Raw genomic sequence first — 22,509 nt, forward strand, 5'->3', positions numbered from 1 at the left:
TTTTAAAAACCATAGTTTTTATTTTTTTGTCAATGCATCACCACTAACCTGAATAAAAAATTTATGATTTTGAGCGCAGAGAAGAATCCAAGCATACTTCTCTGCGTTTTCAGATTTAAATAACAATCAGCGCTTAGATGAAGATGCTTTCTCGCTGGAGATGATATGTAAATCGACGTTTTTGAGTAAGCGCACCAATCTTTGGGTTAAAGATCCTTTAAGAAACATTTGCCAGCGAGAGCGTTGACTTTCGCCGATGACAATTTGGGTGATGTGGTATTTTTCTGCTACTTCGGCGATCGCTTTGGCAATTTGACTGTTAGTCACCCGAATAAAAGTCCCGGAAAATTCTTTGCACAGCTTTTCACAGGTGTGGATGTGTAAGCTTTCCTCCTTTGTGAGGAAGCGTTCTGGATCAGCGACAAATAAAACATAAAGTGGTGCATTCATGTAGTTAGCGAGCCTAGCACCCCGGCGTAAAAGCTGCACTGAGTTGGGATAAGTCGATACACACACCAAAACCCGCTCATGAACATTACAGAATTTGCCATTAGGGCTAGAGGCGATCGCATCTTCTTCAATATTGTCTGCTACTTCCCGCAACGCCAATTCTCGTAAAGCAATGAGATTGCGTCGTTGAAAAAAGTTATCGAGTGATTGCTGGATTTTTTCTGTGGCGTAAATTTTGCCTTCTAGCAACCGTTCTTGTAATGTCTCAGGTGTAACATCAATTACTACTACTTCGTCTGCTTCTTCTAAAATACGGTCAGGGACGCGCTCACGTACTACTACACCTGTAATTCTTGCTACTAAATCATTCAGACTTTCTAGATGCTGAATATTCATTGTGGAGTAGACATCAATGCCTGCTGCCAATATTAGTTGTACATCTTCGTAGCGTTTTTCTCTTAGAGAGCCAGGAACATTGGTATGAGCGAGTTCATCGATTAGTGCCAATTGGGGCGATCGCTTTAAAATTGCCTCTGTATCCATTTCAGTCAGCGTCAACCCACCTCGCGGAATTTGCTGACGGGGTACAATCTCCCACCCCTCAGCCTTTTCCATCGTTTCCTTCCGTCCGTGGGTTTCCAAAAGGCCTATGACGACATCGATGCCTTCCTGTTTAAGTGCATGTCCTTCTTCGAGCATCCGAAAGGTTTTGCCTACACCAGGAGCCATGCCAATAAAGATTTTGTGTTTACCCCGCCGCACCGGATAAAGGGAAGAATTCGCAGAAGTCAAAGGTTTAGTACCAGTTTAAGCACTATAGGTACTATAAAATATATCACCGATCATAACTGTTGGGTATTGAGTATTGGGTCTAGACATTCCGCACCCTCGACTATACACAATCAGTTTTCGGTTTTTCATCCAGTATTATCTGCTTTGACTCTGAAACTGATACCCACCTGCCTCAACTGTGAGTTTACCTTTTTTCCATCCCAAATCAATCGGGCCTTGATGACCATCCGCACTTTGGTAAACAGCAAAATGCTGACGCCAGTCATGGTGTCGTCCATTACGCCAAACTTTTGGTAAACCCACACCCTGATATTGAAGTTTCACTTTCCCAAAAACCCCTTGATATTCCACCTCTGGCTTGTTAATCTGCTCTATATTTAAGCGTGACTTGGACACCACAGACTGCTGGAAATTTTCCCAATTGCCGTAGGTTTCCTGTTCACCAACTTCTAGGGCAAATCCTGCTACTGTTTTGGCAGTACCCGTCGCCGTGAGAATTTGGTCATCGGGATATCGTGACTGAATTTTCTGAGTCGCTATGAAATTAATCCCCTCAATTCGCAAATTAATTGGTGTTAACGCCAACCATGTTTTTTCATAGCGAATAAAAGTTACACCGTTGTGAGTTTCCCAGAACGCAGATTTGGGTAATAAAAATTGAAACGGTGCTAGTGGTTTATTATTAAGCCAGATTACCAAATTGCGATACTGAGCAACGTTGTCACCACCAACAGATGAAGTAGATATTTTAGTTGGATCTGTTCCTGTAGCTGCAATCAAATAATCTACTCCCCGCCGGGAATTAAACGCCATCATTTTAAAACCATTCCAGTCCCCAGCAGAACCTTGAGCTAATGTCCCTAGTTGAAAAGTATTCCCAAAATAAAGAGTTTCGTGAAACTGTGGTGCAGCATCTCCTCCAGGCTTCCAATTTTCGTAAGTTGGTTTGGAATTGAGTAATTCTAGCGGTTTTTTAAATTCCTTGCGTGCTAAGGCAACAACCGCTAATGGTGGACGGTAACTGCTAGTAATCAAGTGTACTTCGTCAGGGGCTGGCTCTGGATCTGCCAGTGGTGAATCACCAAAGTATAGTCCTAATTCATGAGTTGCCAAAGAACACCAAACACAGTTCCCGTTGCTATAGTCCCGCTTAGAGGGTCCACCAAAACCACCCCGCCAATATTTCAATGCGCCGGAAGTAAAAAACCAATCAAGTGCAGATTTCGCCAGAGATTTAACTTCTGCATCTTGAGCAAAATCATAGAGATTGATGTAAGCAGTAATAGTATGTCCCAGGTAGTTTTCCGAATCCCATTCACCTTGACCAATTTGGTAGAGGGTGCGGACATTTTGCCTGATACGTTCTTTATATATGTTGCGTGTTTCTTCATTACCTGTTTCTTGTGCAAATAAATAGACTGCTACATTCCGCATAGCTTTTAAATTATCCGTGTTGCGGCAGTCTACCCAAGTGTTGCAGTTATCAGTTGATTTTGACCAAAAACTGTGAGGGTTAGCAAAAGTACGTGTCAACGGGTCTTTTTCAGTCAAAATCGCCATTGCTTTCTTCATGCGCTGACGATAATTTGGGTCAAGATACTTGCCAAAGTAGAAGTATTTGCGGACTTGACCTTTGAGGGTAAAACTAGAGTAGAAGTCAATTCCTAAGGTGTGAGCATAACTCTTGGCATCAGCGTCTTCTGATTGCAAAAAGGCGATCGCTTTTTTTTGATGACCTGCCAGAAAGTCCATCATCGCTTTAGGATAGGACTTTTTTTCATTTTCAAAAGCGGTCGAACCGTACTTACTACCTGCAAATTTTTTAATTGCTTGTTGAGAACGCACCTGAAACTCCGCTTCCATCTGCGGTGTCCATCCAGAATTTGACTTAGGCTGGGTAGCTCCAAGACATAGCAAGCAGATGATGATAGCTAAACTAGGGTGTAATTTTTTCACGGACACTGGATATACCACGTATACTGAGCGCTCACCAAACTATATGCGTAAATTGGGCAGACTCAAACCAAGTAAAAGTAAACACGAGATAGGTAATTACTACTGTTTCAATACCCTGATAGGATGACTTGATAACCAGCCACAGACATAATCCTAACAGCGCCAAGCAGGAAATCAGTCCCAGTATACCTACGGATAAAGTTGTGTCTAAAATTAAATTGTGCGCTTTGACTGTGATTAACGCTTGTGTGCCATGCTGGCGATCGGAGTGTAAAAAGTCAAAATCGAAGCCACCCAAGCGAGTAATCTTCACCCAGTGAGAATTGATGACCTGAGATACCCCATGCTTAAAGGCCTTGTCATTGCAACTATTAGAGCAGACGTAACCCAAGCTATAAGTAGGTAGGCGTAATTAAACGTAAGATGTCATTGCAACTCCTGCGGAGTACGCAATGACAGAACGTTTTATATTTATTTACGCCCATCTACTTAGAATATTGAATTAATCTCATTTTGCCTACCTTCTCTATTTCTAGGTTTTTATACGCTGAGATAGCTTACATCTTGCACCAGTTGCAATAATCCATTTTTTGTACGTGGGGCTATGCCCACCATTGCCTAAAACCCCTATATTTGTGTCGGTGGGCATTGCCCACCCTACAGTTATTGAGAATGGTGCAAGATATCAGATAGGCGATCGCCACTGTTTATAAACCCACACTTAAAAGCGTGGGTTCATAAAAGCCTTTTGAAGAATTACAAATTAGTAATTATTTGGTCATTAGGCATTGGGATTATATTTATTGGTTTTGCTTACGGTTAAGTTCTTGCAGATCTAGCGCATAATTTAATCTGAGAACATTCACTCCTGGCTCACCAAAAATCCATAAAAATCTGCCATCTGTATATTTATTAATTAAAGGTAATATCTCATCTTCTTTAACACCTCTTGCACGAGCAACTCTTTCTAACTGCTGTCCAGCCGCTTTCAAGGAAATATGAGGATCTAAACCAGAGCCAGAAGTGTAAATTAAATCAGCAGTGGGTTGAATATTCTCATCTCGGAATTGATTGGCTTGCTCAACAACCCGATTCATTAATTCTGGATTGCTGGGAGCAAGATTGCTGGCACCAGATACGCCAGTTGGTTTGGCTTTTTTACCTTGGCTATATCTGACTGTGCTAGGACGACTATGGAAATATCGTTCAGATGTGAATACTTGACCAATCAATGATGAACCAATAGGTTTAGCCTCTATATTCACCATGACGCTGCCATTCGCTTGGAAAGGAAAGAAAACTTGACCTACTACAAGGATAATCAAGGGATAAATAATTGCTGTTATTAACCAAAGCACCAGAGTAATACGAACGGCTCTGATTGTTTCTCGAATAATAGACATAAAAAATTTTCGACTTTCTCTTAGAATTTAATTTTGTATTGCTTAAGTTAATCCCACTACAGTTATGAGCATATCTATTAACTTAATAGCGATAAACGGCACAATCACTCCACCTAAGCCATAAATCAAGAGATTACGTTGCAGCAGTTGATTGGCTGTCAAGGGTCGAAATTGTACACCCTTTAAAGCCAAGGGAATTAATGCGGGAATAATCAAAGCGTTGTAAATCAGTGCTGATAAAACGGCAGAATTGGTGCTAGTCAACTGCATGATATTGAGGTTTTGCAGGTTAGCAGAGGCAAATATTACCGGAATAATGGCAAAGTATTTAGCAATGTCATTAGCAATAGAAAATGTGGTTAATGCCCCACGAGTCATTAGCAATTGTTTACCAATATTGACGATATCAATTAGCTTTGTGGGGTCTGAGTCCAAATCCACCATGTTAGCGGCTTCTTTTGCTGCTTGAGTACCAGTATTCATCGCTACGCCGACATTCGCCTGTGCCAGCGCTGGCGCATCGTTAGTTCCGTCCCCAGTCATCGCTACTAGTTTACCTGCTGCCTGCTCCCGTTGAATGACGCTAATTTTGTCTTCTGGTGTGGCTTCAGCAATAAAGTCATCTACTCCAGCTTCTTTGGCAATGACAGCAGCAGTAATCCGGTTGTCTCCAGTCAACATGATGGTACGCACACCCATGCGTCGCAACTGCTCAAAACGATCGCGGATGCCTGGTTTAACAATATCTTTAAGATAAATGACACCGTAGATTTCGTAATCAAGGCAAACGGCTAGGGGTGTGCCTCCGAGATGAGAAACTTTTTCATAGGCGGCATCTAATTCGGGTGTATCGTGTCCGTTGCGAGAGCGGACAAACCCTTTAATTGCTCCGACTGCTCCCTTGCGCGCTTCACGTCCACCGGGTAAGTTTGTCCCACTCATCCGGGTTTTGGCGGAAAATTCCACGCCTTGTACCTGATCGTAGTCGAGATCCACTCTGACACCTAACTTTTCTGCTAGTCGGACGATGGATTTACCTTCTGGTGTATTATCAAATACGCTAGCTACCCAGGCGACATTAGCAACTTCTTCTATTGAGTGGCCGTTAATGGGGATAAATTCTTCCGCTAAACGATTACCGAGGGTAATTGTACCTGTCTTGTCAAGAACTAAGGTGTTAATATCTCCACAGGCTTCAACGGCTCGCCCTGATGTGGCAATGACGTTAAATTGGGCGACTCGATCCATGCCAGCAATACCAATAGCACTGAGTAAACCGCCAATAGTTGTGGGGATTAGTGCCACTAATAGGGCAACCAAAATGGATACACTGACTGGGCTATGGATATAGTAGGCGATCGCTGGCAGAGTTGCCACGACAAACAAAAATACTAAACTCAAAACGGCTAGTAATACTGTCAGAGCAATTTCGTTGGGTGTTTTGCTGCGTTCTGCCCCTTCTACTAGGGTAATCATCCGGTCAATAAAGCCTCTTCCAGGGTCAGTAGTAATCCGGATAATAAGTTCATCTGAGATAATTCTCGTGCCACCTGTGACAGAACTCGCAACGTCAGAACCTGATTCCTTGAGGACTGGTGCAGATTCGCCAGTAATTGCTGATTCATCCACCGAGGCTACACCCATCAACACTTCTCCATCGGCAGGAATGATGTCACCAGCAACTACGTAAATAGTATCACCCCGTTTGAGGCTGGTAGAGGGTGTCTCGCTAATTGTGCCATCAGGAGCGAGTTTTTTAGCGATCGTCTCAGATTTCGTTGACCGTAGTGCATCGGCTTGGGCTTTACCGCGTCCTTCAGCCACTGCTTCTGCAAAATTGGCAAACCACACGGTAAAGAATAAAGTTGCCGTTAACAAGCCGTTGAATAGTTGCGGGTTCTTTCCCTGGGCTGTTCCAAACAAATTGGGATCAATTGTTACCGATAGGGTGATGATTGTACCCATCCAAACCAAAAACATCACTGGGTTTTTGATGGCATCTTTGGGATTGAGTTTAATAAAAGCATCCTTAATGGCTCTGAGGTAAAGCCACTTGGTATTGATCTTCGCCTTTTTGCGTGCGGGACGGCGATCGCCAGGACGAGAACGTGGGGGTCTAGATTTGGGGGTAGTTGCAACGGGGTTCATAAATTTTAGTGAGTGGGGAGTGGGGGAGTGGGGGGAGATGAGGGAGTCGGGGGAGATGAGGAAGCAAGCTAATAATTTATTCTTTCTTATCCCCCTCATCTCCCTCACTTCTTCTAGCTACCAGAGGTGAGTTTAAAACCCTCGGCTAAGGGGCCTAAAGCCAAGATGGGAAAGAAAGTTAGCACCCCCAAAATTAAAATCACTATAGATGTAACACTAGTAAATAGCAGAGAATCGGTTTTGAGAGTGCCAGGAGTTTCGGGAACTGGCGGTTTATGAGACATACTCTCAGCCAATAGTAAGAGGGCAATAATGGGGATGTAGCGTCCTGCCAAGATGCTGAAACAAGTACTTAAATTCCACCATAAGGTGTTATCTTTCAATCCCTCCAAGCCAGAACCATTGTTTGCGCCAGCTGAGGCATATTCATAAACCACCTGGGAAATACCATGAAAGCCGGGGTTGGTGATTCCAGATAAGGAAATTGGGTAGGCTAGGGCGATCGCACTGGGAATCAAAACGGTGATTGGATGAATCAGCAATACTACACTGGCGAGGACTATTTCCCGTTTTTCAATTTTGCGCCCTAAAAATTCTGGGGTGCGCCCTACCATTAATCCTGTGAGGAAAACGGTGAGAATTAGGTAAACGAATAGGTAAGCAGTCCCAGTTCCCTGTCCTCCCCAAATCATCTGGAGAAACAAGTTAAATAAAGTAGAAAATATTCCTGGCGGCATTAAGGAATCATGCATCCCGTTGACAGCACCGCACATGGTGGCGGTAGTCATAACTGCCCACAACGCTGTCTGCGCCCAGCCAAATCGCAGTTCTTTGCCTTCTAAATTGGGTTGTTCCAATCCCAAAGTGGTATTAATGAGGGGATTACCTTGCAGTTCTCCTACTGCTGTGACTCCAACCAGCACGACAAAAATTATAAACACCATCCAGAAGAGTAACCAAGCCTGTTTGATGTTGTTGGCAAATATACCGTAGGTGTAAATCAAGGCGGCAGGAATCGCAATCATGGCGATCGCTTCGATTAAATTAGAAGCGCCATTAGGATTTTCAAAGGGGTGGGCTGAGTTAGCGCCAAAAAAGCCACCGCCGTTCTCACCTAACATTTTGATCATCTCAAACGATGCTACTGGCCCCCTAGCAATATACTGTGTTCCTCCTTCCAAGGTTTTGACAACCAGTGTTCCCGCCAATGTTTGCGGTACACCTAGCAAGATTAAGGCGATCGCCCCCATCACCGAAATAGGTAACAATACCCGCGTAATTCCACGGGTGAGGTCAACATAAAAGTTTCCCAGTGTTCTACCTGTCAGCCCGCGAATAAAGGCAATTCCTACCGCCAACCCAGTGGCGGCTGAAGTGAACATCAAAAAGCCTAAAGCCGCTACCTGGCTAAAATAGCTTAAAGTTGTCTCGCCTGAGTAATGCTGCTGGTCAGTATTTGTCACAAATGAAACAACTGTGTGCAACACTATATGCCAGGTAGGAACACTCAAGCCATTGGGATTCCAAGGCAAAAATCTCTGAAAATATAGGAGAAAATACACTACAATGCCCATAATTAGGTTGCTAAGTAGTACTGCCCTGGCATACTGCCCAGCCTTCATGTCATCTGTTCTCCTGACACCAGCTAACAAGTAGATACTCCGCTCTATAGGTTTCATTAAAGGGTCAAGCAGTGTTTTTTCTCCCAAGAACACACGCGCTAAGTATTTTCCCAATATCGGAGTAATAACTACGACAATCAACAGCGTTAACCCAATTTGTAAAAAACCTTGTCCCATTTAGTTTGCGCTCAATTATATTTAAGTACTAGATAACCAATTATTAGAATTAACACATCAACTGCTTAATAATTTATCAATGTGAGCGATTAGACCACATCTCATCTGAACTAATTTCAATCCATCAATCTGGATTAACTGTTTTCAGTTGCTACTTTCTTCTAAATGCTTCTTAAAGTTTCAGTCAAGAATATTTAAGTTTTACATTTGGTTATTTATCTCGCTTGTTTATTTGTTTATACAATAGATTTTTAAAAGCTGCTACTTTCAGGTGTATGACAGTTTATGATGTTTTTATCACATCACACACTGTGAATTGAGTATAAGATTACACTATTTTATGTATCGAACTTTCAGATAAAAAAAGTTAGTAAAAAATTATATTACATGGCTAATATTTTTGGAGATATAGCGGTTCCCATATTGGTGAGGTACAGGAATAAAAAATTAAACGCCGATGGAAGAGGATAAACGCAGATAAACGCAGATAAATTTGTACTTCACTAGATTAGGAAACACTATATAAGAATCATATTTGATTTCTGAAAAACCTCAGTATGACTTGAAGAACCTAATTACAAAGTTACTTATAGCGGTTCCCATTCAGATGCAGTACAAAATCATATCGCCAGATGTAGGGGCGCGGCAGTACCGTGCCCTTACGGGTGTACCTCACGTAACCGAGAATTGCTATATTGCTTGCCTATCAAGATTGACGCACTAAGCAAATACATTCAAAAATTAAAGCTGACTACTATATTTAGTTAGATTCAACATAGTTTTAAATACCTGAAAATACAACAATGAAATATGGACTATTAACTATAAAAAATGGTGTTTCAAATTTTGAGGAAAATTGGCAGACATACTGGCTAATAGCGATCGCCTTTGCTGTGGTGATAGCATTAGAATACTTAACACCGCCTCAGTATGTATTTGGCTACCTTTACACAGGGCCAATTTTGTTAGCAAACTCTCGATTAAATCGTGCTGCTGTTTTTAGCGTCACATTAGCAGCTGCGGGATTAACACTATTGAATTTATTGATCCCATCCTTAGAAAGGATTGATCCGCCGACATTGGCAAATCGCCTGATAGCAGTATTGGCATTATTAGTCACAGGGTGGTTAAGCCAACGCAATCGGCGTAATGAAGAAGCGATCGCCGATACCCAAGCACAATTACGCTCCCAAGAGCAACTAGCTAGGATGCGTGAAGATTTTGTTTCCACACTAACTCACGATCTGAAAACACCCCTATTAGGCGCAATTGAAACGCTGAAATATTTTCAGAATGGGCAATTTGGCGAAGTCACACTTATCCAAGAAAAAGTCCTGCAAACAATGACTCGCAGTCATCGCAACACACTACAATTAGTACAAACACTGTTAGATGTATACCGTAACGATGCCGAAGGGCTAAAACTACAGATATCGCCTGTTAACTTAGAAACAGTAGCAGAAGAAGTAATTGCCACCCTGAGTGAACTAGCAAGAACTCGTCAAGTATACGTGACTCTCCATTATGGCGAATCAGATTACCGCCGCTTTTCCTGGGTTAATGGTGATTCTTTGCAACTTGGGCGAGTTTTTAGCAATCTTGTGATTAACGGCATTAACCATACTCCCCGTAGCGGTAAAGTGGAAGTAGTACTAGAAAGCGATTCCGAAAATCAAGTCGTGAAAATACTCGATAGTGGCCCCGGCATTACCGAAGAAGAGTTACCTTATCTATTTGAGCGATTTTATCAAGGATATAGCGATCGCCACGTATCCGGATCTGGATTAGGGTTATATTTAACTAGGCAAATTATTGAGGCACATGGCGGTACAATTTGGGCAGAGAACCGCCCAGCACGAGGCGCACTCTTTGGTTTCCGCCTACCTGCTCGTCTACCCCCAGCAAATTGAAAAGATGACAAATGACAAATGACAAATGACAAATGACAAATGACAAATGACAAAACCTGCTACTACAATAAAAATCTTACTCGTTGAAGATGATGAACTGTTTCGCCTCGGTTTAAGGATGCGTTTGCAGCAGGAAACAGGCTTAGAAATCGTAGCAGAGGCAGAGGATGGGGAACAAGCCGTAGAGTTAGCTAATCGTTATCCCCTAAATTTAGTCTTACTAGATATAGGTTTACCAGGAATTGGTGGGATTGAAGCTTGTCGTCAAATCAAACAACAGCAACCAAATTTACCGATTCTCGTTTTAACATCTCGTTCAGAAAAACCCTTAATCACAAGATTAATTGCTGCTGGGGCACAAGGGTACTGCCTCAAAGGTATTCCAGCTGAATCTCTGATATTGGCATTGCGTTCAGTAGCAGCGGGTGCTTCCTGGTGGGATCAAACAGCGACAACGGAAATTAGAGCAGCTTTAGAGGGGAACTCCACAGCGTTGCTGTCTGAAAAAACCACCGAAACCCTAGAAAACCCTTTAACAAAGCGGGAACAAGAAATCTTAGCGCTAGTAGCAGCTGGCAAAAGCAATCAAGAAATTGCCGAAACTCTGTATATTGCCCCCGGTACAGTGCGGGTTCATGTCCATGCCATCTTACAAAAATTAGAAGTACGCGATCGCACTCAAGCCGCAGTTCTAGCTATTCAAAAAGGAATGGTAGCACCAGAACTGTTATTGAATTAGCCTCCACATTGCAACTTTATTGAAACTTTAAAATTCCACCTTAAAAATTTAAACTTATTAATCTAGATTTCATAAAGATGATGAATTTATCACTAATCTATTTACTAAAAAGTTGACTTTTAAGATGCATCCTCATAACCGCAACTTGCATCCGGCATAGCTTTCATGCCGATTGCTAACCTTTTTCTCAAAATACTCTAGCTGCTACAGTAATATCACAGTAGCCAATGTTATTTATTTAGCATAAACTTTACTTAGATACATAATATCAAGTTTTTTGGGTTTTACCTAATTAAGAAAAGGCTCTAATTGCCGATTCAATTCAATAGTAGAAGTGTATGCATGAGTGTACGCTTCTACTTAACGCTGTATTGCCGAATTCATCAGTCCAGAGTCAACAGGTAATAGTTCCAAAGTTTTATTTACCAACAGCGATTATTATGATGCAACTGCTAGAAAACAAAACTTTTAAAACCCACGTTAGTTCTGCTCAAATATTCTCTACACCAAATAAAGACATCGTCTTTATAGATACAGCAGTTCCTGATTACAACAGCCTGATAGTTGGCACAAAACCAGGCTTCCGAGTTGTTATCCTCGACCCCACAAAAGACGGGGTTACACAAATCACAGAATCATTAGCGACAGGTAAATTTAAATCAGTTCACATTGTTTCCCACGGTAGCCAAGGCAGCCTGGAGCTAGGGGCAACTCAGCTAAATACAGAAAACATAACACTTTATATTAATCAATTACAGCAGTGGGCAAATGCTTTAACTAATGATGCAGACATCCTGCTTTATGGTTGTGATGTCGCCAGCGGAGAAGGCACAAAATTTGTGCAGCAAATTAGCCAACTAACCGGGGCAAATGTTGCTGCTTCCACTAACAAAACCGGAAATGCAGCTTTAGGTGGCGACTGGAATTTAGATTTTAGCATTGGGGAAATTAACTCTAGCTTGGCATTTCGGACTGAAGAAATGCAAGCTTACAACGGAGTTTTAGCTGTCGCTGGTGACGTGATCATCAACGAATTTTCTCAAGGTAGTAATGGGAAAGAATGGGTTGAACTTCTCGTCGTTACTGATAACCTGAATCTGCAAGGTCACAGGTTAGTTGATGGTAGTAGCTCAAACTCACTAAACATCACTTTATCGGGTTCCGGTTTTAGTTCGTTGAAAGCTGGGACTTTAATAGTGTTGTATAACGGCGGTGATGTCGATGCCACTATCACACCAGACTTAACCTACGACCCGACAAAAGGAGACTATGTACTACAGATATCATCTCAGAATAGTACCGGATTATTTGCAGTTACTCGTAGTACTGGTTGGAATAATACAACAGGCGCTTTTACTAATACTGATAATACAGATATACCTCGGTTACTAAATGATAGCGGTACTGAAATAGCTAAATTTGCCAGAACTACCACTCCTGGAGGGAGCCTAGCTAGTGCTTACTTTGGTAACACAGGATCAGGTGCTACAAATTCTGCTAATTGGTCAACTGACTTTAATTCTGCAGGTGCTAATCCTGGTCTAGCCAACGGTGGCGCTAACACTACCTGGATTAACAGCTTGCGTGTAAACGACGCGCCTGTACTGAATAAAGATATTGATTCAAAACTGCCAACCATTAATGAAGATGTTTCCAATGCCGATAACAAAGGCATTTTGGTCGCCGACCTGATTAAAAACTTAGTCACTGATACCAACAAGAATTCTCAAGGAATTGCTGTTACTGGCTTGAGTGGCTATGGTACTTGGCAATACTCGCTTAACGGCGGCACTACTTGGACAGACTTCAGTCAAGTTTCCGATGCTTCCGCTACAGTCTTAGCAGGTTTGACACCCCTTTATAACGGCTCGTTAGGTGGCACACCCAACACCCAAGGCTGGCTGCAATTTGGCGCTACACCACCAGTTACCATACCGTTCGTAGGTACTGTACCTGTTGGTGGCACTCAGACCAATAATGGTGTTGAAACTAAACTCGTTAGCACTCAGTTGGGAGGAGCTGGTTACAGCAACTATAATGGCGGTCTACCAATTCCATTAAACCCAGCATTTCCGGTTCTTGACCGCAACCAAGGCTTTACCCTGAGTTTCGATCTCAAAATTAACACTGAAAGCCACAGTAGTGATGATAACGGTGACGGGATTCAAGACCGAGCTGGTTTTAGCGTCATTGTTGTTACTAGCGACAACACCAAGGCAATTGAACTTGGCTTCTGGGGAGATGAAATTTGGGCGCAAAACGATGGACCTAACACTGCTACAGGCCCGAGTAAAACACTATTCACTCACAGCGCCACAGAGAGGGTCTCATACGACACAAAAAGCGCACTCACCCGCTACGATTTAAAAATCCAAGGCGACACATATTATCTATTCGCGGCAGGTGGAACAACACCAATTCTCACAGGTTCCCTACGTAACTACACAGCTTTTGACCACACCAAAGCTGGTCCAGGGGGAACATCTCTCCCTTATGACCCATACGAACGAACCAACTTTGTATTCTTGGGTGACAATACTACCTCTGCACAAGCTGACGTTAACCTACAGCGGGTAGAACTCCAAGCTAATACCAGAGTCCGCTTTGTCCCCAATCCTGACTATTACGGTACGGCTGACATCAAGTTCCGCGCCTGGGATGGGACAGATGGCTCAGTTAGCGGTGCTACTGGGGTCAATGCCGATATTAATGGTGGCAAGACAGCATTCAGCACTAGCATAGAGTATGCTACTATCTCCGTTAACCACAACCCAGTAGATGTTAATCTGGGTGACAGCGTTATTGCCGAAAACAGCAGTAATAATAAAGTCGTTGGTACTTTATATGCAGCCGATCCCGATTTTGACAGCAACGCCAATAGCTTTACTTATACTCTACTAAATAATGCTGGGGGACGCTTCGCCTTAAATGGTAATCAGATTGTTGTCGCTAATGGCAGCTTGCTCGATTTTGAAAGCAGCAAAAGTCATGTCATTCGCGTCCGCACCAATGATAATAACGGTGGTAAATTTGAAAAAGACCTCACCATCAATATAACCGATGTTAACGAGGCACCAACTACCGTTACCATCAACAACACCACTGTCGCCGAAAACAGTGCTGGCGCAATCATTGGTAGCCTGAGTGTAACAGACCCCGATGCAGGTAGTAGCCACACCTTCAGTGTGAATGACGATCGCTTTGAGGTCAAGAATGGACAACTCAAACTCAAGGACGGTATCAGCCTTGATTTTGAAGCTACACCTAACATTCAGTTACAGGTGACAGCTACTGACAATGGTACTCCAGCACTCAGCAAGACTCAATCTTTTGCGATCGCTGTAACGGACGTTAACGAAGCACCAACTACCGTTACCATCAACAACACCACTGTCGCCGAAAACACTGCTGGCGCAATCATTGGTAGCTTGAGTGTAACAGACCCCGATGCTGGTAGTAGCCACACCTTCAGTGTGAATGACGATCGCTTTGAGGTCAAGAATGGACAACTCAAACTCAAGGACGGTATCAGCCTTGATTTTGAAGCTACACCTAACATTCAGTTACAGGTGACAGCTACTGACAATGGCACTCCGGGACTAAGCAAAACTCAAAACTTGACTATCGGCGTGACCAATGTGAACGAAGCGCCCATCGTTGCTAATACTATCTCAAACCAGACATCACAAGCTGGCACAGTATTCAACTTTGAAGTCCCAGCAAACACCTTCACTGATGTGGATGCGGGAGATGTCCTCACTTATTCTGCTACCCTCGCTAATGACAGTGCTTTACCCAGTTGGTTGAGCTTCAATCCTGCCACACGCACCTTCAGTGGTACTCCAGGCTACGGCGATGTCGGCAGTTTGAACATCAAAATCACAGCTACAGATACTGCTGGTATACCGAACAAAACCACCTTTAGCATTGGCATTACACAGGCTGAAAATGTCAATATTGTCACAGGTACAGATGTTGGCGAGACATTCGTTGTTACAGACAAGACAGACATTATAGATGCTAAAGATGGTGATGATAGTGTGAGTGCGACTGTTGTCAATCTCCGGCAAAATGACATAATCAATGGCGGAAATGGAAAAGACACTTTCATTCTCAGTGGTGGCAGCATTTCGGACACACTTATCATCGATTTCAGCAATCCCAATAATCAAATTCAAGGCATCTCTGGTTTATTAGTATCAAACGTCGAGAGCTTTGATGCTAGAGGTTTTCTCGGTACAATTAACTCTATTGGCGGCGCTGGTAACGACACCATTTATGGGGGCAAAGGTGCAGATACCCTCAGAGGTGGTGATGGCAATGATACTCTCAGGGGTGGGGCAGGTAAGGATCTGCTCATTGGCGGTAATGGTAATGATACATACTTCGCCGATGCTGAAGATATCATTCAAGAGGAAATAGATGGTGGTACGGATACTGTTTTATCCTCCATCAGCTACACATTAGGTGATAACCTAGAGAACCTCACTCTTAGAGAAAACGCTGCTATTAATGGTACGGGCAACGCGCTTAATAATCGGATTATTGGTAATATTGCCAACAATATCCTTTCTGGAGGTGATGGTGATGATATCCTCGAAGGCGGTGCTGGTAACGACACACTCATAGGTGGTGCTGGTAAAGATCGTCTAATTGGAGGTGATGGTGATGACATCTACTATACTGACGGTAGCGATCGCATTGACGAAACAATTACTGGTGGTACAGATACCGTATTTGCATCCTCAACCTACACTTTGGGTAATAACTTAGAGAATCTCACCCTCACAGGTGATGCTGCAATCAACGGTATAGGTAACGCTCTCAACAACATAATTATAGGTAATAATGCCAAAAACACACTGCGTGGTGGTGATGGTGATGACATCCTAGATGGTGGTGCTGGTAATGACTCTCTTGATGGTGGTGCTGGTAAGGATCTTCTCAAAGGTGGTGATGGTGATGACTCCTACTACGTTGATGCTGCTGACATTATTGAAGAAGCTATTGATGGTGGTACGGATACGGTATTTGCATCCATCAACTACACCTTAGGTGCTAACCTAGAAAACCTCACTCTTAGAGGTGACGAAACGATCAATGGTACGGGCAACGCGCTCAACAATAGCATTAAGGGTAATAATGCTAACAATTTAATATCTGGCGGTGACGGGGGCGATCGCCTCTATGGTGGGATTGGCAATGATACACTCTTTGGTGAGAATGGAGATGATATCCTTGTAGGTGAAGCTGGTGATGACACCCTCACTGGTGGTGCTGGTAAAGATCAATTCCGTTTCTATATCGCTAATTCTTCCTTTAACACGGATGCTCTTGGAGTTGACACAATAACTGATTTCACCACTAAAGCTGACAGAATTGTCCTATACAAAAACACCTTTACTGTCCTCAACAGTCTGGTGGGTAAGGGTTTCAGTGTGGCTAGCGAGTTTGCACTTGTCAATGATGATACTGCTGCTGCTAGTAGCAGTGCGTTGATTGTTTACAACTCTAGCAGTGGCAAGTTGTTCTATAACGAAAATGGCATTGCAGATGGTTTTGGTACAGGCGCTCATTTTGCCACTCTCACTAATACTCTCTCGCTGACAGCAACTGATTTCTTGATTCAGTAACAGGTTACATAATTGGAGGGACAATGTCCCTCCAATTAAAAACAAACAAAGTATTTATTAAAGATTTAGACATTTAGATATTTGTAAATCAATAATTTGTATTAACTTTATATTTAATAGCAGATATTCTATAGTGCGGTTAATTAGAGCGCTTCTCAATTGCATAGAATACAGGTCATTCGTAGTAGCACAGCAGTGCTGTGCCCTCTTGTGTATTACATTCAAACTTGCTTCTGCCATCTGATAATTACCAAAATGGGTGTTGCTGAATTAAAGCATGAAATTTCAAATTTGGGTATTTCAAACTCTTACTATCTCAGGCTGTAACGTCTCAGTTTAAAGTCAATTTATACCCAGATTTAGCAAAGCTTAAAAAATATTGTTGACTTTCGTTGTTATTTGCAAGCTCAGTCCCTCAAATCATGATTGCTAATTTTTTGGGATGCTACAAGCTATTACAGTTTTCAAGCTGTTCGAGATTTTTAGTAACAAAAATTTCTATTTCATTCTATAAAATACTAGCGACAGATTCGCAAGAATTGTTGTAGATTTTATACTGGAAAATATTCATCCAAAATCAAAAATGAGATGAGCAATCCCCGTGTTTTGTGTCTCGGTGAAGTTTTGTTCGATTGTTTAGCCGATCAATTGGGGCTAAAGCTGGAGGAGGTTAAATCTTGGACTCCATACCCAGGAGGAGCGCCAGCTAACGTAGCCTGTGCTTTGGTAAAGCTGGGAACGCCGACGGGATTTATCGGATCTGTTGGTGAAGATGCACCAGGAACCGCACTTGTCGAGCTATTACAACAAGTGGGTGTGGATACAACGGGAGTGCAACGCCATCCTACAGCACCGACGCGACAAGTTTATGTGGTACGGGATCTAGGAGGCGATCGCACTTTTGCGGGATTTGGCAAGTATGATACAACTGAGTTTGCTGATACTCGTTTACAAGCTGAGAAATTACCACATTCTCTATTTCAAGAGGCAGATTTTCTGGTTTTGGGGACTTTGGAATTAGCCTATCCTGAAAGTGAAAAAGCCATTCACCGCGCCCTAGATTTAGCAGAACATTACGACTTGAAGATATTGCTGGATGTCAATTGGCGTCCTGTGTTTTGGCAAGATACAAGTATTGCTCGTCAAAAGATTCAGGAAACATTTAAACGAGTCGATTTTCTGAAACTTGCCAAGGAAGAGGCACAATGGTTATTTGATACAAGTGATCCTGGCGCAATCACTTACCGACTAGATTCACTGGAAGGGGTACTAGTCACAGATGGCGAAAACGGTTGCGCCTACTGCTTGGGTGAAAACGAAGGTAAATTACCTGCGTTTTTTATTCCCGTTGTGGATACAACTGGTGCTGGGGATAGCTTTTTGGCAGGATTTATCCACCAAGTTCTTGAGCATGGCATTCAGGGCTTGAGTGATCCAGAAACAGCTAAACGCATCGTTACCTATGCCAGTGCTGTTGGGGCACTAACTACTATTAAACCAGGAGCGATCGCTTCTCAACCAACCCCTGCAGAAGTTGAAGCTTTTCTAGCCTCCAATCAACCTGCTTAAATCCCCAAAGCCGTTCTAATGGTCTGTACAATTACCTCCAGCGGCTGTGAAATGTCTACAAATATGGCATTATTTGGCTCCTCAAGAGCATTGAACTGGCTTTTGAGGAGTTTTTCGGTCATAAAATGATTTTGGCGTTGCTGGAGACGCTGTTGAATCAATTCAAAAGAACCATTGAGATAGACTAGCTTGATGCGATCGCTATCTATTACCAGCAACTCACGATAGCTAGCTTTGAGTGCAGAACAGGCTAGAACTACATTTTGATGATCTTGCAGCCAATGAGCGATCGCAGTTTGTAAATCTTGCAACCAAGGTATTCTGTCAGCATCACTCAAAGGAATACCACGCCGCATTTTCTCGATATTCTCTAGTGAATGGAAATCATCAGCGTCGTTAAATTGCCAGTTTAATGAGTCTGCAAGTAGTCGTCCGATTGTAGTTTTACCAGAGCCAGATACACCCATTATTAAAATAATCATCTTTTTTAATGCGGAGAGGATTAAATTTTTAGTTTTGCTAAACCTAAGTAACGGATACCTTCTGGGGAGATGTCAAAACGACAGGGTAGTACTTCCAAACCGAGTGCGATCGCATTCCGCAATAACTTACCATATAAGGGGTCTGTCATATCTCCAGGAGCAAACTCAGTACAATCATGGCGATTGATAAAATAAAGCATAACTGCACGAGTTTGGGGTAATAGTGCTGTGAGTTCCCGCAGGTGCTTTTGTCCTCTCGTTGTTTCTGTGTCAGGAAATAGCGCCAAAGTTCCCTGAGATAAAGTTGTATTTTTCACTTCCAAATAAATCGGGCGATCGTCATCACTTCCTGTTAAATAAAAATCTACCCGGCTTTTTTTATCTTGCCCATAAACTACTTCACCTTTGATATAGCTATAGTTTCCTAACTCTGGAAATAGATGTTTTTCTAAAGCCAGCTTCACTACTCGATTTGGTAAAGCGGTATTCACACCTACCCAAGTTGGCTGATTATCATGTACCTCGATTAATTCTAAGGTGTAGGCTAGTTTGCGATTGGGGTTATCGCTTTGGGAAATTTGTACCGCACTTCCAGGCGTTGATACCCCAGTCATCGGCCCTGTATTTGGACAGTGTGCTGTGACTACTTCCCCAGAAACAAGTTGAATATCTGCGAAAAAGCGCTTGTAGCGTTTCAGCAGTATACCAGAATACATGGGTGGGTAACGGTAGAGCCAATCAGTCATGAATGAAACCTTGTTGCGGTTAGTAGATATTACCAATATCGCTATAAACGTAGCTATTGAGGGTTTTTTGCCTAATCAAATACCAGCCTTTTTGCCCCCTACTCTGAATTGGCGCATTCCAGCAGGTATCTTGTGTGGTTTAGTCCTTGATTTTTAAGTACTAAAGTCCTGACTACAAACTATCTGTAGCAGTCCGCTTTGATTTTTGAACTACACGTAGGGGAGCCACTGCTCGACTAGGGTTCCCCGGCTTAAAGGAGCCAGCGCCGTGGGCGGGTTTCCCGACTTGTACCCCGTAGGGGATCTTGCTACGCGTTGGCGGAGCCTCTCGTAGAGAAGCGTCTCCCCTTGGGAGAGGCGACTGGCGTCAAGTGGCGTTGGACAATGCCCACCATATCCAGGTTTTGGTGGGCATTGCCCACCCTACAAATACTTAGATTTGTTCAAAAATCAAATATGAGTCCTATATTACACAGCTTAATGAAGCTACTCCTAATACCATAAAACGACACTTTATGTAGTTATTTTTACGACAACTTCATAAAAGGTAGCATATACTAGGTATTATAAGCCTCCTCAGAAAAATGTAGGAGGATATCTACATGCAAGGAGGTAAATCTTATGCAAACAGTTTGGAAAGAAACGGAATTAGAATATGCCTTTCTATTTACCCTAAGAAAGGTAAATTCGATTAAGGTAGCAGGTTTTAAACCGTTTTTTAACGATTTACCCGTTGATCCTTATATCAAAGGTAACTATCGGTTGAGAAGATTATCTCGGTTTATAGTTTCTGAGGAAAAGTTAATTAAACTACCTCATGGCTATCTTTTCCAAAGTAAAGAATATAATCCATTAGTGGGTGATATAAAAAGAGAGTTTGCAGAATTAGATGATGCACTCATCAAATTAGATATTTTCAAAAATCTTGTTTTAGCATTTGTTGATTCCTGCAAAATTCACCCAGAAGCTGAGATAGGAGTTCATCAAATTAGAACTACTTGTTCACCTCACAATTTGGGTAATCCAGCGCCTGAAGGTATTCATAGTGATGGTACTGACTTTATTGGTATCTTCTCTGTTGATAGAGAAAATATTCAAGGCGGCGAGACACATTTGTATACTGCTAAAAAAGAAAAGCCCATTTTTAACAAAATTCTACATCCTGGAGAACTTTTATTGGTCAATGACCATGAATTTTTTCACTTTACTACTCCCATTAAGCCACTGACTGATGCTCCGGGAACAAGAGATGTTTTTGTACTGACTTCTCCTAGTCTTCTTTCTGAATAATTAGTTAAGTTGTAGGGTGTGTGGCACTACTGCCCAACGCCACTTGACGACAGTTGCTTCTCCTGTCGGAGACGCTATGCGTAGCTTGCTTCCTTGTAGGGTTACACAGCAATGTCTCCTTGACGCCGGGGAACTCTAGTCGAGCAGGGCTACCCCTATGTGTCTTTCAAAAATCAAATAGTAGTCCTATGGATAAACAACTTCTGATCTTGATTCTCTAGCCCAAAAAAATCCCCATTACCAAATAGTAATGGGGAGGTTTAAAGTTAAAGTTCGTCAGGTGATCGGAATACATAACTATTTAGTATTTATTATGGTCAATACAATTCCTCCATTAGATAGAGAAATACTTTTTGAGGATTTAGTTGCATGTATCTGGCAGCACCACAGGGTAAATATTACCCAAATATAGGCAAATAAATCAAAATTTGGGGTTAAACTTTTACAGTTATCCAACACTAATCTGCTTGATAAGCTGCTAGTTGCTGGGTAACAACTGATTACCAATTTTGCATTGGATCACAAATCTTAGTTGAAGTGCGATCGCCAATTGTATCGAGCTACAAAACCCTGAAGTATAAATTGTAGGATGTCATAAAAAAACCCCTTGCCAATGATAACAAGAGGGTGGTGATATGGTGTGAGGAGCAAACACAATGTTTGCTTCATACTAGTTTAGCAACTGAATCAGAGATTGTGACAAAAATATTGTCTCTTAAATGGATAATAGCAGTCTTGTAAGGCTAGCTCTGGGATTTTTATACAGATTAAGCGATCCAAATTAACCGCAAATAACTAGATATACTGAAAAAATTCCGACTCTAAAACATACATGACTCTTGAGATGTGACCAAAGTTACTGTACAAATAGTTGTAGCGCTACCAAATAATCGGAGAAAAAACTTTGCAACATCCCCAAATTGCTAATTCTTGGGAAGCAGTACTGTCCGAAGAGTTTGACAAAACTTACTTCAGAAAACTATTCAATTTCTTATTAGAAGAACAGCAATCTCACACTATCTATCCACCAGAAGAAGATATCTTTGCAGCCTTTAAATTGACACCTTATGAAAAAGTCAACGTTCTATTACTTGGGCAAGATCCTTATCATAATCATAACCAAGCACATGGATTATGCTTTTCTGTAAGACCAGATATCAAACCGCCACCGTCACTTGTGAATATCTTCAAAGAACTCAAAGACGATATTGGTCTAGATATCCCGAACAATGGATATTTGATATCATGGGCTAAACAGGGAATTCTGATGTTAAATACAGTTTTAACTGTCAGGGCACATGCACCAAACTCCCATAAAAATCGGGGTTGGGAAACATTCACAGATGCAGTAATTAGTAAAGTTAACCAGAAAACACATCCTGTAATCTTCGTACTATGGGGTGGGTACGCACAAAAAAAGCTGAAATTGATAGACGTAAAGCAACATATAGTTGTTCAATCTGCTCACCCTTCGCCGCTTTCTGCACGTAACGGCTTTTTTGGCAGCAAACCCTTTTCATCTATCAATTCAGCGTTACGTTCCTTTGGCAAGCCTGAAATTGATTGGCAAATTCCAGACTTATAACTCACCA

15 protein-coding genes are annotated in these 22,509 nt (G+C 42.2%); 7 read left to right on the top strand and 8 right to left on the bottom strand.

Going from position 1 to position 22,509, the window contains the following annotated elements; translation table 11 throughout:
- Nucleotides 1-126: 126 nt before the first annotated feature.
- The 6 genes from CAL7507_RS11855 to kdpA all read right to left on the bottom strand — a co-directional run bounded on the left by CAL7507_RS11855 (nucleotide 127) and on the right by kdpA (nucleotide 8,548).
- A complete protein-coding gene (locus CAL7507_RS11855) occupies nucleotides 127-1,242 on the bottom strand; it encodes a universal stress protein (protein WP_083862894.1) in 1,116 nt (371 codons plus the stop codon).
- A 135-nt stretch (nucleotides 1,243-1,377) separates the two neighbouring features.
- On the bottom strand, nucleotides 1,378-3,105 hold the full coding sequence (locus CAL7507_RS11860) for a hypothetical protein (RefSeq protein ID WP_015128718.1): 1,728 nt from the start codon (nucleotides 3,103-3,105) through the stop codon (nucleotides 1,378-1,380).
- 124 nt (nucleotides 3,106-3,229) lie between these two features.
- Nucleotides 3,230-3,511: a hypothetical protein gene (locus CAL7507_RS11865; protein WP_042341289.1), complete on the bottom strand. Its 282-nt coding sequence runs from the start codon at nucleotides 3,509-3,511 to the stop codon at nucleotides 3,230-3,232.
- A 487-nt stretch (nucleotides 3,512-3,998) separates the two neighbouring features.
- Nucleotides 3,999-4,601, bottom strand: coding sequence for a K(+)-transporting ATPase subunit C (kdpC, locus tag CAL7507_RS11870; RefSeq protein ID WP_015128719.1), 603 nt, complete (start codon nucleotides 4,599-4,601; stop codon nucleotides 3,999-4,001).
- A gap of 42 nt (nucleotides 4,602-4,643) precedes the next feature.
- The gene (gene kdpB / locus CAL7507_RS11875) at nucleotides 4,644-6,749 is read right to left on the bottom strand and encodes a potassium-transporting ATPase subunit KdpB (protein WP_015128720.1); all 2,106 of its coding nucleotides are present in this window, start codon (nucleotides 6,747-6,749) and stop codon (nucleotides 4,644-4,646) included.
- 113 nt (nucleotides 6,750-6,862) lie between these two features.
- Nucleotides 6,863-8,548 carry a potassium-transporting ATPase subunit KdpA gene (gene kdpA, locus CAL7507_RS11880; protein ID WP_015128721.1) on the bottom strand — a complete coding sequence of 562 codons (1,686 nt, stop codon included), beginning with the start codon at nucleotides 8,546-8,548 and terminating at the stop codon, nucleotides 6,863-6,865.
- Nucleotides 8,549-9,351: 803 nt separating this feature from the next.
- Here kdpA and CAL7507_RS11885 point away from each other — a divergent pair.
- The 4 genes from CAL7507_RS11885 (at nucleotide 9,352) to CAL7507_RS11900 (ending at nucleotide 18,399) form a co-directional block, all read left to right on the top strand.
- Nucleotides 9,352-10,458, top strand: a complete 1,107-nt coding sequence (locus CAL7507_RS11885) for a sensor histidine kinase KdpD (protein WP_015128722.1) — start codon at nucleotides 9,352-9,354, stop codon at nucleotides 10,456-10,458.
- Between the two features lie 46 nt (nucleotides 10,459-10,504).
- Nucleotides 10,505-11,197: a response regulator transcription factor gene (locus CAL7507_RS11890; RefSeq protein ID WP_015128723.1), complete on the top strand. Its 693-nt coding sequence runs from the start codon at nucleotides 10,505-10,507 to the stop codon at nucleotides 11,195-11,197.
- Between the two features lie 338 nt (nucleotides 11,198-11,535).
- Nucleotides 11,536-16,830: a DUF4347 domain-containing protein gene (locus tag CAL7507_RS31660; protein WP_015128724.1), complete on the top strand. Its 5,295-nt coding sequence runs from the start codon at nucleotides 11,536-11,538 to the stop codon at nucleotides 16,828-16,830.
- Nucleotides 16,831-17,418: 588 nt separating this feature from the next.
- Nucleotides 17,419-18,399 (top strand): carbohydrate kinase, encoded by a 981-nt coding sequence (locus CAL7507_RS11900; RefSeq protein WP_015128725.1) that lies wholly within the window; start codon nucleotides 17,419-17,421, stop codon nucleotides 18,397-18,399.
- Here CAL7507_RS11900 and CAL7507_RS11905 read toward each other — a convergent pair.
- On the bottom strand, nucleotides 18,396-18,881 hold the full coding sequence (locus tag CAL7507_RS11905) for a gluconokinase (RefSeq protein ID WP_015128726.1): 486 nt from the start codon (nucleotides 18,879-18,881) through the stop codon (nucleotides 18,396-18,398). The two genes, CAL7507_RS11900 and CAL7507_RS11905, sit on opposite strands and share 4 nt — an antisense overlap.
- A gap of 20 nt (nucleotides 18,882-18,901) precedes the next feature.
- Nucleotides 18,902-19,627 (bottom strand): DNA/RNA nuclease SfsA, encoded by a 726-nt coding sequence (gene sfsA / locus CAL7507_RS11910; protein ID WP_015128727.1) that lies wholly within the window; start codon nucleotides 19,625-19,627, stop codon nucleotides 18,902-18,904.
- Here sfsA and CAL7507_RS32340 point away from each other — a divergent pair.
- The 3 genes from CAL7507_RS32340 to CAL7507_RS11920 all read left to right on the top strand — a co-directional run bounded on the left by CAL7507_RS32340 (nucleotide 19,626) and on the right by CAL7507_RS11920 (nucleotide 22,502).
- Nucleotides 19,626-19,784, top strand: coding sequence for a hypothetical protein (locus CAL7507_RS32340; RefSeq protein ID WP_160166331.1), 159 nt, complete (start codon nucleotides 19,626-19,628; stop codon nucleotides 19,782-19,784). The two genes, sfsA and CAL7507_RS32340, sit on opposite strands and share 2 nt — an antisense overlap.
- Before the next feature lie 464 nt (nucleotides 19,785-20,248).
- A complete protein-coding gene (locus CAL7507_RS11915) occupies nucleotides 20,249-20,917 on the top strand; it encodes a 2OG-Fe dioxygenase family protein (protein WP_015128728.1) in 669 nt (222 codons plus the stop codon).
- A 904-nt stretch (nucleotides 20,918-21,821) separates the two neighbouring features.
- Nucleotides 21,822-22,502: a uracil-DNA glycosylase gene (locus tag CAL7507_RS11920; RefSeq protein ID WP_015128729.1), complete on the top strand. Its 681-nt coding sequence runs from the start codon at nucleotides 21,822-21,824 to the stop codon at nucleotides 22,500-22,502.
- Nucleotides 22,503-22,509 lie beyond the last annotated feature (7 nt).

Source organism: Calothrix sp. PCC 7507 (genome assembly GCF_000316575.1).
Lineage (GTDB): Bacteria > Cyanobacteriota > Cyanobacteriia > Cyanobacteriales > Nostocaceae > Fortiea.